This window comes from Desulfonatronum zhilinae (assembly GCF_900182865.1).
Taxonomy (GTDB): domain Bacteria; phylum Desulfobacterota; class Desulfovibrionia; order Desulfovibrionales; family Desulfonatronaceae; genus Desulfonatronum; species Desulfonatronum lacustre.
In genome coordinates, this window is the sequence record NZ_FXUJ01000005.1 from 1 (window position 1) to 14594 (window position 14594).

Sequence of the window (14594 nt, forward strand, 5' to 3'; positions counted from 1 at the left end):
ACAAGGGCACCGAGGTGCTCCTGACCTTCCTCGACGGCGACCCGGACCGACCCGTGATCCAGTCCGCGGTGCCCAATAGCGAAACCCCCAGCGTGATCACCTCGGCCGGACAGACCTCCAGCAGGATCGAGTCCGGCTCGGGCCACAAGGTCGTGCTCGAGGATCAGGAGGGCAAGGAGGGCGTTGGCCTTTTCGCCTCGGACGGGGCGGGTGACGGGAGCTGGATATGGATGGGCAAGCAAAGTCCTGATAGTTTTGAGGTCAAGTCCAAGGGCAACAAGCATGAACTGGTCATCGGCCAGGAAGATTCCTTTGTCCTGGGATCGGAGAGCTACTACACCTTAGGCTCGAAACTCGATTTTATGGTTGGAATGGCCACGGAAATCACTTTTGCTGAAAAATTCGCCTTTGAATTGTCCGAATCCCTGGAATTCAAATACGGCACCCACCTCGAATTCGGGAAATCCTCCGAGACCATCAAGGATTCCTCCGACTTACTGGGGGTGGACAAGGTGGAAATCAGGGCCGGGCTCGACCCGGCGAAAAAACTTCTGTTGACCAAGGTTCGAAAAGGCATGATGGGCGCTCTGGCAGGGGTCGGCGCAGCTTCGGCTATTATTGGGGGGGATATGGCCACATTAATCTTCCCGAAAGAAAAAGAGGGTAAGGAGGCATTCAACACCGTAGGCTGGACAAGTCTTGGATTTATTTCCGTGGGAATAATAGCCCAGGTAATTGCCATGCGCTCCATTTTGAAAAAATTGAACACCGCACTGGAACATGCCTATTCGGAGATTAATCTGGATAATAGCGGAATAAAAATTCACACCACGGTTGAAGCTAATCAAGGAATACACCTTGGGGCCGGAGGAGGAATCACACCTGAATCGTTTATTAAAATTAATCCCGCAAGCAACGACTCGATAGTCATCCAACGCCCTGAGACAACTCAAGGAGCCGGAGGAGGCAAGATCATCGTGGAGAAAGTAGGGGTGAGCCTGGAGAAACAGGGCGGAGGCTCGATCAACGTCAGCGAGGACAATGTCAAGCTGGCCAAAGGAACTGGTGATATCATCGTGAGCGACGGATTCGTGATGGCCGAGGCTGGCACCGGAACCGAAGGCCGGATTACCTTGGCAAGAACATTGGCCGAGATGGAACAGGGGGGGAAGAAGGTTTCCATCGACAATGGCTCCATTAAGATGAAATTCGGAGCCCAGACCTTTACGCTTAGTTCGGAGTCCATTGGTGTTCAAGGCAGTTTCATCAAGCTGGGATGAGCACATCCATTTGATAATCTGAGAGGGCCTAATGAAAACTTTTCTCCCAGACGACATGAATCTGACGGGCCGTAGTTTCCGTGAGTGAGAACGCTGTTACTCTCCCTGGCCGCATCGGCCTGCTTTTCACTGCCCGAGAGGCGGCAGGTCTTTTGACTTCCGCATCTTTCCAGCGGAAGTCAAAATCTCTACTTGGCTACCCTGGCGTCTTTAGCGAAGCGGGCGGTTCGATTTTGGAAGTGTCAACAGTTCTGAACCATCCCCCGAAAACGGACGGATAAAGACAAAAATACCAGGAGACCAAATGCTGAATGCAGTTGCTGTGGAAACCAACCGGGAGACCCGCCCCCTGACCCTGTCGCACGGACGGGTCAGCGGACGCGTGGAGGAACGCTTTCGTGTTGAAACCAATACGGGGTATGCGGTCTGGGCCCAAAAGGCGGACGGATGCCTGCTTGAACCGGCAATCCACGACCTCGTGCTCGTGGCCGAGGGCAGCGGGGCCGAAGCCTTTATTCTCAGCGTCCTGATCAAGCAGGGAGAACGGTCAACGGTCGTCCTGCCCGGACAGGCCGTGATCCAGGCCGACGGGATCAGTCTGGCGGCCCGGGAGTCCCTCTCCCTGGAAGCGCCCAGCGTGGAATTGGCCGGGGTTAACGGCAGGGTCAGCTTCCTGGACCTGTGCCTGCGGGCCGAAACATGCCGGGCAGAAGCTGGAAAGGCCTCACTGGTTGTTCGCTTTTTCGATTCGGTCATGGAACGGGTCACGCAGCGGGTCAAAAACTGTTTCCGGACGGTCGAGGACACGGAAAAAATCACTGCCGGAAGAATCTGTACCAAGGTCAGGCAGCGCTTTGCATTGAAGGCCAAACATGCCTCCGTCCAGGCCGAGGAAGAGGTCAGCGTGGACGGCAAACACATCCATATCGGATGACGAGGGACGCCCTATGTTCGCCACCACCAAGGAAAAGGGGCAGGCCTTCGCCATGCCCGACGTCTGCCAAACCCCGACACCCGCCGGGCCCGTACCGATACCCTACCCGAACACGGGCATGCCCCAGACCGGCAATCCCGCGTGCACCAAGGTTCTGATCAACGGCATGCCGGCCCTGAACAAGGCCTCCAAGATGCAACCCACCAACGGCGACCAGGCCGGGACCGCCGGCGGAGGCGTGGTGTCCGGCAAAATCATGGGACCGGCGGAGTTCATCATGGGCAGCACCAAGGTCAAGCTGCAAGGCAATCCGGCCGTGTTCATGGGCAACCCGACCAAGCACAACGACGGCAATGCCGTGGGCAGCAATGTCGCGCCCAGCCAGAACAAGGTCATGATCATGGCCTGACCACGGGCCGCGGATGGGTTATCCCCGGGAAGCCCGGATCGAACTTCAACCGACGAGGAAAACCATGCCGACCCTGAAAGAAAATGCCTTTACCTTTGTCAGTCAGGCCCTGCCCGAGGACACGTTCACGGTGGTCCGTTTTTCCGGAGAGGAGGGACTTTCGACGCTGTATTCTTTCGATATTCTTTTGGTTTCCGAACGGGAGGACGTTGACCTGACCGCGGTGCTTCAGAACCCCGCCACGTTGACCATCAAAGGTTCTCTCACCGGAGCCGGTGATCTGCCCTATCACGGCATTCTCTCCTCCTTCGAGCAGATGCATCAGGCCGGGGAATATGTCTTTTACCGGGCCGAATTGCGTCCCAGGCTGTGGTGGCTGACCCTGACCCATCACAACCAGATTTTTCTGAACAAGAAATTGAACGAGTTCCTGCCCGAAGTGCTGGAGGACGGCGGCCTGTCCCACGGGCTGGATTTCGAATTTCAACTACAGGAGAAAGAAACTCCCAGGGAGTACGTCTGCCAGTACGGCGAGTCCCATTTCGCATTTGTTTCGAGGTGGATGGAGTGGGACGGCATCTATTACTGGTTTGAGCAGGGCGAGCAGGGCGAGAAACTGATCGCCTCGGACACCTTGATCGCCCATGCCCCGCTTCCCAGCCACGAAACCATGACGTATGCGCCGCCGTCCGGCCTGGACGCTTCCGAGGCGGACCACGTGATCAAGCGCTTCACCCTGAAGCAGAATCCTCTGCCCAGGAACGTCCTGCTCAAGGACTACAACTACATGAAGCCCACCCTGGATCTGGAGGGCAAAGCCCTGGTTCAGGACAAAGGGCGGGGAGAAATCTATCTCTATGGGGAGCATTTCCAGGACAAGAGCGAAGGCGACCACCTGGCCAAGGTTCGTGCCGAGGAATTCCTCTGTCGGGAGAAGGTGTTCCGTGGCCTGTCCTCCATCCCGGCCCTGCGCCCGGGATACACCTTTCAGCTGCAACGTCATTACCGCGAGGAATTCAACCAGGGCTACCTGACCACCCATGTCCGGCACGAAGGCAGCCAGGAGCGCTATCTGCTCAGCGGGCTGGGGCTGACGGACCTGGATGCCAAGGATGATCTGTTTTACCGGAACACCTTCCAATGCATTCCCGCCTCGACCCAGTACCGCCCGGCCCGGGTCACGCCCAAACCGCAAATCGCCGGAACCCTTTCCGCCAGGATCGACGCCGCGGGATCGGGCCAGTATGCCGAACTGGACAAGTACGGGCGGTACAAGGTCATCCTGCCTTTTGACCTGTCCGGACGCAGCGGCGGCAAGGCATCGGCCTTTCTGCGCATGATGCAGCCCTACGCCGGGGAAGGCATGGGGTTTCATGCCCCGCTGCACAAAGGTACCGAAGTGCTGTTGTCCTTCATTGACGCGGATCCGGACCGTCCGGTGATCTCCGGCGCCGTGCCCAACCCGGAAACGCCCAGCCCGGTCCGGGACGAAAATCAGACCCAGGTCCGTCTGGTTTCCGGCAGCGGCAACGTCCTGCATATGGAGGATGAAAAGGGCAAGGAACGTATCCTGATGCACTCGCCCACGGCCGGGTCCTTCATCCGCGTCGGATTCAAGAACGACCCGGGCGACGACCACGAGAAAAACAAACTGGATGACGTGGAAGACCCCCAGGGCGACTGCATGCACGACAACACCCACGGCATCAAGATCAAATCCGAAAAGACCCTGACCTTCGAATCCGGCGATTCCTGCACCATTGTCCACGGCGACGAGTATATCCGTGTTGATGGAGAGGAGCGGTACATTATTGACGGAGCAACAACGGAATTCGTGGGTGGCGCCGAGACCACCATGGTCGCGGGGAACTCCTTTGACGGCAAGCTGCTTTTGGCTGAAGAAGTTTTTATCGGCGATAAAGTCGAATTGTCCCTGGCCGAGGCTTTTGCACTTGAAGCCGGTTTGAAAGCCGAGGTGGGGCTCGGCGTGAAGCTCACCTTCCATGAAATGGAGGAGGAGTTCATTCCCAAGAAGGATCAGCTGGAGGGAGTCAAGGAACATCTGCAAGGGGAAGTGAACAAACTCATCGCTGACCACAACAAGCTGGTCGGCAGCATGGCCAGCATGTCGGCATCTTCTGAGCACCTTTCCGCCCAGGTGTCGCGGCTGACCATGGCCACCCAGGACTTGAACGGCCAAGTCAGAAGAATCGCGGCGGAAGAGGATCAGGTGCTTGCGACAAGAACAGCCATGATCGGTGAGGCGTTATCCTCCATCCTCGATGAAACGGAAACCGCCGGAGCAATGATGCAGATTACTGGCGACAAAACCCAGCTGTTGGGCATCGAAGAGAAAATTTAAACTCTGAGCGCCCCCGGTCATCATTACCTATACTGTGGGGGATCAAGGAAACCGTGGAGCCATGAAAATCTTCAAGGAACGTCGGCACGCCCTGATCAATCGCCCGGTGGAAATCCTTGGCGTGAACTACTTAAGTCTTGGACTGATGCTTTATTTCGACCTCACGGCCCCGGACACCCTGCATACGGAACAGGAACTGTGGCAGGAATTGAGCCCGCTGCTGGGCAGGCACTGTCTGGACCAGGGCTGGCCCAAGCCCCACGGCGAAGTGATCTGCCTGGGGGCCTGCCATGCTCCGCGAGGGACCTCCGTGCCCGCGGCCCTGGTCCGGTTGCGAATCGGGCCCGTGGACAAACTGTTGCATGTCTTCGGCGACCGCTACTGGCTGGAAGGACCGGGAGGCCTGCCCCGGATGACCCAGGCCAGGCCCTTTGCCCGGATGCCTCTGGACTGGGAGCATGCCTTTGGCGGCAAGGAGTTCAAGGATAATCCCCTGGGCAGGGGCATTGAGCAAATCCAATTGTCGGACGGCGACACGGCAGTGCCCCTGCCCAACATCGAGGGCCGGACTCTGATCGGCGCGCCCACGGATCGGCCGGAACCGGCCGGCGTTCTGCCTCTGGACGTGATGTGGCCCGAGCGGGCCAGAAAAAACGGCACATATGACGAAACCTGGCTCAAGGAGCGCTGGCCGGCTTTGCCTGACGACATGAACATGGAGTTCTTCTGCGTCGCGCCGGAGGATCAGTTTCTGCCCGGGCACTTTGCCGGGGATGAAAAGATCCTGATCACGGGCATGCACCCGGATATGGCCGAAATCCACTCCCGCCTGCCGACCAGACGGGTGCGGGCCTTTGTCACCCGCCGCAGCACGGAAACTCCTGAAGACTTGGCCAGGGCAGCGTTCGAGGAAGTGGGGCTGAAGCCGGAAACCCTGTGGTTGTTCCCGGACGTGCTGCGCGGCGTGCTGCTGTTTCGCGGTCTGGTCCGCTGCGCGGACGATGAATATTCTGATCTGGCCCGGCTGTTCACCGCGGACGAAGATCCCTCGCAACCGCCCAAGCCCATTGAACACTACCGTGACGAGCAACTGAAGAAGGCCGATCTGACCGTCCCCTTTGACCCGGCCAAGCAGCAGATATACCAGCAGGAAATGGCCAGGGCGGCCAAGAAGGTCCTGAACCTGCCCAAGATGATCAAGCAGCGGTTGTCCGCGCACCAGGGCCGGAATCCGACCATGCTTTACAGCCCGGATGATCTGGGCCGCTTGATGGACGCCAACCTGACCCAGGTCCGCCAGACCATTGCCTCGGTGGAAATCACGGCCACGGACCTGCGCGGTCGGTTCGGGCACATGGTTCCCATCGACTTCTCCATCTTCGACCGCTTCCGGGCAAGGGCCGACGCCATGCAGGCCACGAGCGCCAAACTCGTGGCCATGGGCAGGAAGATCGAGCAGCAACGGGACGAAATGGTGGGCAAGACCAAGGACATCTTGAAAAGACCGGAAATCCAGCCATTGATCGTCAAGGGCGAGATCGATCCGGAGTCAATCCTGGGCAAGTCCGGTGAACCTCCCTTCCATGCCCGAGGCTTCCCTCTGCTGGTATCCTGGCGGCTGAACCTGAAGTTGGACCAGGACAAGCAGCGCCAATTGCGGGATCTGGGGCTGGAGCGGGAAACCATCACCAACCGCTGGCTGGCCTGGAACCCGGAACCGCTTCAGGAGCAGGCTCGTAATTGGGGGCTGGAAGCCAAGCCGGGCCAGGAAACCTTCACCATTCCCGCCGGTCTGGTCCTGCCTCGTTTCGACGGTCCGCATCTGGTCCGCCTGCTGATCCGCCCCGAGCCATTGGCAACCGCCCGGGAAGAACTGCTTGTTCCGGGATCTCTGGAAGAGCCGTTGTTTCTGGAAGCGGCCACGGAGCAAGGCGTGGTGGTCATCGTGCCGGACGAACTGTCCGCGGCCTTCGCGGAGCAGGAAGTGGGCGATTTCGCCCATGTCGCGACCTGCTCCGAGCCGGGCGGGACATTGCCCAAACCCGCGGACGATGCCCTAAAGAGCGGTGCCCTGGTGGTCGCGGTTTTGGCTGAACAGGGGATTTGGGCCGGATTGGAAAACGCCTTCCTGGAAGCCCTGCCCGGCTGCCGCTTTGCCCTGCTGCCCGAGGCCGGAGGGTTGCTTCGCCCCCACCACGGCCCCAAGGACCTGCGGCAAGCCGTGGTGGAGCAGTTGTCTCCGGAATTGGCCTCCCGGCATTCATTGATTTTTGACGCTCCGGGTGCGCCCAAACAGCCTGGAGCCAAAAAGCTGGAAGACGTCATTTCCGCCGATGGCATCAGCTCCCAGATCCGGGGCGGCTATGCCCAGGGATATGCGGCCAAGCAGGCAACATTCGACGCCCGCAAAGCCGACCTGCTGCAAAGGGCCGACGCTACCAAGGCCAGGATGGCCAAGGAGGGTTTTATCCCCCCGGAGACGCTGCCCGCCACCGCCCCCCGCTCCATGACCGAGGAACTCAACGCACGGGCCGATCAGGTTGAGGCCATCCGCGACAGGATGAAGAGCATGGCCGCGTTGACCCCGGAAAAGGAGGCCGAGTTCAACAAGGCCATTGCCAAAATGCGTGGGATAGGACCGCAGTGGGACGCCCAAAAATCCGACGGCATGGCCCGGCTCAAGGCCTTTCAGCCGCCGTCCGAGGCCCAGGCCGCCTTTGCCAAGGCCGGAATCGATCCGGCCAGGTTCCGGCCCCAGCCTCCGGAAATGGTGGCCAAGGCCATGGCCGGCGAGGCGGACATCAAGGGCGCGACCCTCAAGGGCCTTGATCTGTCCGGGCAGGACCTGACCGGCCTGGACCTGACCGAAGTCCGGGCCGACGCCTGCCTGTTCAAGGGCGCGACCCTTAAGGGCGCCAGGATGGATGGGGCTCTGTTCCAGAACTGCGATTTTTCCGGGGCCGACCTGTCCGGCGCGATCCTGGGCCGAACCGTATTCAAGCAGTGCGTGTTTGCCCAGGCCAGGCTGCGGGAAGCGCGCGGCGACATGCCCGTGTTTCAGACCTGCGACCTGAGCGCAGCGGATCTGACCCTGGCCCGACTGAACCAGGCTATTTTCCAGAAGGGCGTGTGCACGGGCCTGATCCTGGAACAAGCCGACCTGCGTCTGTCCGTGATCTCGGAAGCTGATGCCGCGGGCTTGCGGGCCAATGGAGCGCGATTTGAGAAATGCGTGTTCAAGAAGGTCAGCCTGAACAAGGCTTCTTTCGTGGGCATCACCACGGACGCGACCCTGCTGCATACCTGCACCGGGGAAAACGTGACCCTGTCCGGCTCGAATCTGTTCAAGTTTCGCATCTCCCACGATTCGGCCTTTCCCGGTCTGGACCTGACCGGCGTGACCTGGAAGCAAGGGTACTGCCGGAAGTCCGACCTCTCCGGAGCGGATCTGCGCGGCTCCAGCCTCGAACGGACCATTTTCGAGTCCTGCGATCTGACCCGCTCCAATCTCAGCAAAACCGGCTTGCAGCGCTGCCGCTTCCTGAAATGCAGCCTGGAAGCCGCGGACCTGCGCTTCGCCAACCTGCATCTGGCCTCGCTGCGCAAGTCCCGCCTGGTCAACGCCGACCTGCGCGGGGCCAACTGTTATGGCGTGGACTTCTGGCGGGCCGTGCTCGGTCAGACCGACATGGAGGGCGTGAACCTGAAACGCAGCCTGCTGGCCACCCATGAGCAGGCATTGCAGCGGGAGGGCCTGAGTCGATGAGCAGCGAAAAACAACGCATGAGTCTGACAGCCCTGCGCCAGGCCCTGGCCGCCAGGCAGGCCATCCTGGACGCGGACCTGTCCGGCATGGATTTGAGTCACGAAGACCTGCATCTGGCCAACTTCAGGGGGTGCAATCTGAACAAAACCCATTTTACGGGCATGCGCCTGGAAAAGACCGGATTCGCGGATTGCACGTTCCAGAACGCGGATTTTTCCGAATGCTCGTTCACGGACATGTTTTTGCGCCGCCTGGACTTTACCGAGGCGAACCTGAGCCATGCCTACTTTCTGCGCTGCCACTGCTCCGGCTCCATCTTTTCCCGTGCTGATTTCTCCGAAGCCCGTATCCACTGGACCTTCCTGGACAAGACCAATTGCGCCGGGGCCGTGTTCCGGGCCGGACGCTTTTTGAAATGCGTGGGATTGGAGGCCGATCTGACCGGGGCGGACTTTCAGGACGCCGTGCTGGAGCGGATTACCCTGCGCAAGGCCGTTCTGGAGGGCGTCAACCTGCGCGGGGTGACCTTCGACCGGGTCAACCTGTCTGCGGCCAAACTGGCCGGACATGACTTTTCCGGCCAGAAACTACGCTCCGTGAATTTCATGGGCGCGGACCTGACCGGCGCGTCATTCCAAAATGCCGATGTTTCAACGTGCGTGTTCCAGGGCGCGAACCTGACCGGCGCGCTCCTGGAAGGCGTCACGGCCCGGCAGTGCATGTTCTCCGGTGCCGTCCTGGCCGGGGTCCGGGCCAGGGGCGGCAATTTCGAACAGTCCTTTTTCGGCGAGGCAGACTTGACCCGTGCCGATTTGCGCAAGGCAAACCTGGCGGACGCCAAACTGCCCAAGGCCAGGATCATGGAGTCCCTGTTCATGGACGCCAACTGCTTCAACAACGACTTCAGCCATGCCGACCTGAGCGGTTCGAATTTTTCCGGGGCCAACCTGTTCCTGTCCTGCATGCACGGAACCATCCAGGACAAGACCGTGTTCACCGGAGCCAACACGCTTTACCAGCGAGGCCCGGACCCGGATCTGGCGCAATCCGAGGCATTTGCCCCGCCCGCGTAAGCCATCCTGACCGGAATTTTGCAATGCCGACAACCGCCCGCCGCCCCAGACGCCTATCAGACACCCATGACGTGCGGACACAAAGGAGACCGTGATGCAGACTTCATATTTCCCTGAGTATGCCCCGGACATCGACCAGGAGTTCAAGTCGTTGGATGACCCAACGCCGCAGGAACAGGAGCCGGCCCAATCCTTGGTCCGAACCCGGATTCTTGTTGCGGAACACGGCCTGCTGGTGGCCATGACCGAAACCGGTCCGGTCTCTTGCAAGGTCGCGGCCAGCTGTCTTGTTCAACCGGAGGCCGGGGATCTGGCCCTTGTCTCCCTGTCCGGGCGCCGCAAGGACGCGGCCTATGTGCTGGCCGTGCTGGAACGGGCCGCCCCGGACACGGTGATGCACATCGACCTGGCCGCTGGCGCGCGGATGAACGCCGCGCACGGCCCCGTGGAAATCATGGCCCGGACCGACCTGCGCCTGCGGGCCGGGGACAACCTGGAAGCCGAGGCTCCAAGCATGTCCTTTGCGGCCACCACCGCCCGCTGGCTGACGCATACCTTTTCCCTGCTGGGCAAGACCGTGGAAGCGGTCTGTTCGGTCTGGCGGGAGTCCAGCACGGACCGGGAGACCACTGCGGAAACCTGGACCCAGCGCCTGGGAGACTGCCACCGTCACGTCCAGGACCTGGACGAAACCCAGGCCGGAACCAGCCGCACCCTGGCCCGGGACACGGCCTTGCTGCACGGTCGCGTGAGCTATGTCCAGGCCGAGGAATTCGTCAAGGTGGACGGCCAGGAAGTGCATCTGGGCTGACGCCGCCAAGCCGGACACCAATCCCGAACCTCCAATCGCAAGGAGCAATCATGTTTCAACTGAACATGGGCTGCGGCATGGACATGGCCTTTCCCGACGTCTGCCTGACCCCCACGCCCGTGGGCCCGATTCCCATTCCCTATCCGAACATGGCCTATTCCGTGACCTCCGCGCCCGCGGCCTACAACATCCTCGTCGAATGCATGCCCGCCCTGAACCAGCTCTCCGAGGGACTGGTCAGCGTCGGCGACCAGCCCGGCGTGGCCCTGGGCGTGGTCTCGCACCTGGAGGCCGGGGAAACCGCATACCTCCTTGGCTGCTTCACCATTTTCGTGGACGGCCCTCCCGCGCAACGCCTGACCTCGGTCACCGGCCAGAACGCCATGGGCATGCTCCCCAACGCTCCGGGCATGTGCTCCGTACCCAGCCAGTTCACCGTGCTGACTCTGGGGTGACTTTCGGGCGGCGATACGCCGCAACCAAAATGGCCCCCTCTGACTGCCCATGCGCGGACTGCCGCAATACATGGGTGTGTCTTGGGTTCTCTCGATGACGGGACTGTTTGCGCTTTTCCTGTTCAAGTATTACATTGTATGACATTTGGATACAGCAGGGTCTGTTGATACAGGAGGAACCCGATGAGTGTAGCCGTTTCTGTTCGTCTTCCAGAGCGCCTGGCGGCCGAACTCGGTGAAGTCGCCAGCGCCACCGAACGTTCAAAGTCTTTCGTGATTCAGAAAGCGCTTGAAGCCTATCTCGAAGAGCAAGCGGATTTGCAGATTGCTCTCGATCGCCTGAACGATCCGACCGATGCGACCATCTCGCTTGAGGACATGAGGTCCGAGCTTGCTCTATAGGATCACATTCAAGAAGTCCGTTTCGCGTGACCTACGGAAGCTGGGCAAGACGGAAGCCGAACGGGTTCTGAGCGCGTTGGCTTCCCAGCTGCCGGAGGCCGCGGATGATTGTCCTGAGCTGAAGGGCAAGTTCGCCGGACTGAGGAAGTTCCGTGTTGGTGATTATCGTGTCATCTTTGCGATAGTCGGAGACTCAGTGTGCGTGACCCGGATCGGACACCGTCGGGATGTCTACCGGGGATAGCAGAAGAGATATGGCCGCACACAAGAAGGCAAACTTGGGTAAACATATTGATTCAATCGACATACGCGTGAAACTAAATTTTTTCCCGACCATGAATCAGTCAACGAGGCGCTTCGCAGCTTGACGACAATCATCAAGCGACAGAGAAGAACTGAAGTCCCCATGTAGTGAAAGGCGGTAACGAATCTCCATGCCACGTAAAACAGACAGCGCGTTCGCCTTTATCAGCCAGGGCTTTTCCGAGGAAACCTTCGACGTGGTCAGCTTTTCCGGTGAGGAGGAGTTGGGGGCGGCGTATCGGTTTGAGATTTTGTTGCGGTCCGGGGTCGCGGATGTGGACCTGGACGCGGTGATGCGCGAGCCGGCCCGGTTGGTGCTCAGAAGTCAGGTCACCCACGGGCCGGACATGGCCTATCACGGCATTCTGGCCAGCTTCGAGCAGCTGCACCAGGACGGAAAGACGGCCTTCTACCGGGCCGAGTTGCGGCCCCGGTTGTGGTGGCTGGGACTGATCCGGCACAATCAGGTCTTTCTGGACAAGCGGGTGGATCAATTCCTGGCCGAGGTGCTCAAGGACGCCGGGCTGGCCCTGAACCAGGATTTCGAGATGCGCTTCAAGGAACGCCAGCTGCCCTGGGAATACGTCTGCCAGTACAACGAATCCCACCTGGACTTCTTTTCCCGCTGGCTGGAGCGAGAGGGAGCCTATTACTGGTTCGAGCAGGAAGAACGGATGGAAAAGCTCCTGGTGGCGGACACCTACATCGCCCATGTACCGCTGCCGGGCTACGAACACCTGGATTATCACCCGCGTACCGAACGGTCCGACGCGCCCACGGGCAGGCACGTGAGCGCCTTTACCCTGAAGCAGACCTGTCAGCCCAAGAACGTCCTGGTCAGGGACTACGACTATCGCAAGCCCAGCCTGGAAATGGCCGGGCGGGCCCAAATCCAGGAACACGGGCGCGGCGAGGTCTATCTGTACGGGGAGCAGGTCCGCAGCCGGGCCGAGGCCGAGCGAATGGCCAGGGTCCGAGCCGAGGAGTACGGGGCGCGGCAAAAGGTCTTTCACGGTCAAAGCTCCCTGCCGGCGTTGCGGCCCGGCTACCTGTTTACGCTGCGGCGGCACTTCCGGGAGTCCTTCAACCAGCAATACCTGACGGTTTCCGTGCGCCACGAAGGTGGTCAGGGCGGGGGCCAGGGCGGCGGCACTCAGGGTGGCATGACGACCGGCCTTGACGGTGCAGAGCCCTCTTACCGGAACACCTTTTCCTGCATCCCGGCCACCACCCAGTTCCGCCCGGTCCAGGTCACGGCCAGGCCCCGGATCGCGGGGACCATCTCCGCGACCATCGACGCGGCGGGGTCCGGGCAGTACGCCGAATTGGACGAACACGGCCGCTACAAGGTCCGGCTGCCCTTTGACCGGGCCGAGCGCGGCGGGGGCAAGGCGTCCACCTGGCTGCGCATGGCCACGCCCTATGCCGGAGAGAACTGCGGCCTGCATTTTCCGCTGCTCAAGGGCACGGAGGTGCTGCTGACCTTCATCGACGGCGACCCGGACCGCCCGGTGATCGCCCACGCGGTGCCCAATTTCGAGAAGCAAAGCCCGGTCCGGGACATGAACAGCCCGGCCAACGCCATCCGCAGCGCCGGGGGCAACCAGATCGTCCTGGGCGACAAGAAGGGCCAGGAGTTCATCGGCCTGTACTCCCCGTTTCACGACAGCGGTATCGTCCTGGGCTCCCACGTGCCCGGAGGCGGGGGCAGCATCGGCGTGAGCACGGGCGGCGGCTACGAGCTGTTCGTCATGGGCGCGGCCAACCAGGCCGTGCTGGGGGCCAAGAACAACCTCACCGGCGGGGTGGTCAACGATATCTGCGCGGGGCTGAAGAGCGACCTGGCCGTGGCCATGCGCTTCGGGGCCACCCTGGCCACCCGCATCGAGTACGACAAGGGGCCGGAGTTCTATCTCGGGGAAAAGGCCAGCACTCTGAAGCAGGAAATCGCCACCGCCGGGATGAAGTCCTTCTCCATCTCCGGCGGCTACTCCGCCGAGATGAACAAGCAGGTCAAGGCGGCCCAGAAGGCCCTGGCCATGGGCATCGGCGGCACGGCCGCGGCCGGGCTGGGGATCATGGGCGTGTCCGCGCCCTTTGACGAGCACTTCCTCAAGGACAGCAGCATGATGTGGAAGAACGCGGCCTTTTTCGGGGGTCTGGCCGCGCTGTTGGCCGGGGGCTGGTTGTCCATGCAGGCGGCCAAGGAGGTCAAGAAGCTGGTCCAGGCCGTGGTGGATCAGGCCAAAGCCTTGAGCACCGCTGAACTGACCCTGGACCCGGCCGGCGCGAATATCGCGGTCAATTGCGACGTTAGCCCGGACGCGATCTTTTCCACCCGGGTCGCCGTCACGGACAAGTTCGGCCAGATCCAGGAATCCACCCTGTCCGTTTCCCTGGACGAGGAAAAGGCCGTGGTGCTCAAGAACACCATGAAGGCCGACGCCGAGGACGACGGGGAGGCCGCGGCGGTGCAGATCATCCTCGGATCCAAGGGCATCACCCTGATCAAGCCCGGCGGGGCCCAGGTGGTGCTGGACAAGACCGGGGCCGTGATGGAACGGCTGGAACCGGACGACGAGGACGCCAAGCAGCTCGTGGCGGACCTGGGGCTGGAAGACGTGGCCCTGGTCCCCGGCATCATCAGCGTCAGGCGCAACAGCGCCAAGATGGAGTGCGGCGAAAACTCCGTGGAGGTCACGCCACAAGGCGTGAAGATCGTCAGTCCCGTCCCCCCTGACGGAGCCATGAGCAACGTTCAGATCGACGCCGACGGCTTCATCAAGCTGGGCTGATCCG

At 61.0% G+C, this 14594-nt stretch carries 11 protein-coding genes; all 11 read left to right on the forward strand.

Annotation, left to right across the window (positions count from 1 at the left end):
• The first annotated feature begins 53 nt into the window (after positions 1-53).
• Positions 54-1280, forward strand: a complete 1227-nt coding sequence (locus tag AC559A_RS05855) for a hypothetical protein (RefSeq protein WP_498816758.1) — start codon at positions 54-56, stop codon at positions 1278-1280.
• Between the two features lie 304 nt (positions 1281-1584).
• Entirely contained in the window at positions 1585-2214 is a 630-nt protein-coding gene (locus tag AC559A_RS05860) for a DUF3540 domain-containing protein (RefSeq protein WP_498816760.1), read from the forward strand.
• 13 nt (positions 2215-2227) lie between these two features.
• Positions 2228-2623, forward strand: a complete 396-nt coding sequence (locus tag AC559A_RS05865; protein ID WP_498816761.1) for a DUF4150 domain-containing protein — start codon at positions 2228-2230, stop codon at positions 2621-2623.
• A 64-nt stretch (positions 2624-2687) separates the two neighbouring features.
• On the forward strand, positions 2688-4985 hold the full coding sequence (locus AC559A_RS05870) for a type VI secretion system Vgr family protein (RefSeq protein ID WP_498816762.1): 2298 nt from the start codon (positions 2688-2690) through the stop codon (positions 4983-4985).
• 61 nt (positions 4986-5046) lie between these two features.
• Positions 5047-8751 (forward strand): DUF2169 family type VI secretion system accessory protein, encoded by a 3705-nt coding sequence (locus tag AC559A_RS05875; protein ID WP_498816763.1) that lies wholly within the window; start codon positions 5047-5049, stop codon positions 8749-8751.
• Positions 8748-9824: a pentapeptide repeat-containing protein gene (locus tag AC559A_RS05880; protein WP_498816765.1), complete on the forward strand. Its 1077-nt coding sequence runs from the start codon at positions 8748-8750 to the stop codon at positions 9822-9824. The genes AC559A_RS05875 and AC559A_RS05880 overlap by 4 nt, the downstream gene beginning before the upstream one ends.
• Positions 9825-9918: 94 nt before the next feature.
• Complete coding sequence (locus AC559A_RS05885) at positions 9919-10635, forward strand: DUF3540 domain-containing protein (RefSeq protein WP_498816766.1); 717 nt, start codon at positions 9919-9921, stop codon at positions 10633-10635.
• A gap of 50 nt (positions 10636-10685) precedes the next feature.
• Positions 10686-11090 (forward strand): DUF4150 domain-containing protein, encoded by a 405-nt coding sequence (locus tag AC559A_RS05890; protein WP_498816768.1) that lies wholly within the window; start codon positions 10686-10688, stop codon positions 11088-11090.
• 183 nt (positions 11091-11273) lie between these two features.
• Positions 11274-11492 (forward strand): type II toxin-antitoxin system RelB family antitoxin, encoded by a 219-nt coding sequence (relB, locus tag AC559A_RS05895; protein WP_498816769.1) that lies wholly within the window; start codon positions 11274-11276, stop codon positions 11490-11492.
• The gene (locus AC559A_RS05900) at positions 11482-11736 is read left to right on the forward strand and encodes a type II toxin-antitoxin system RelE family toxin (protein WP_498816771.1); all 255 of its coding nucleotides are present in this window, start codon (positions 11482-11484) and stop codon (positions 11734-11736) included. Before relB ends, AC559A_RS05900 begins: the two co-directional genes overlap by 11 nt.
• Positions 11737-11926: 190 nt before the next feature.
• Positions 11927-14590, forward strand: coding sequence for a type VI secretion system Vgr family protein (locus tag AC559A_RS05905; protein ID WP_498816773.1), 2664 nt, complete (start codon positions 11927-11929; stop codon positions 14588-14590).
• The last annotated feature ends 4 nt before the right edge of the window (positions 14591-14594 follow it).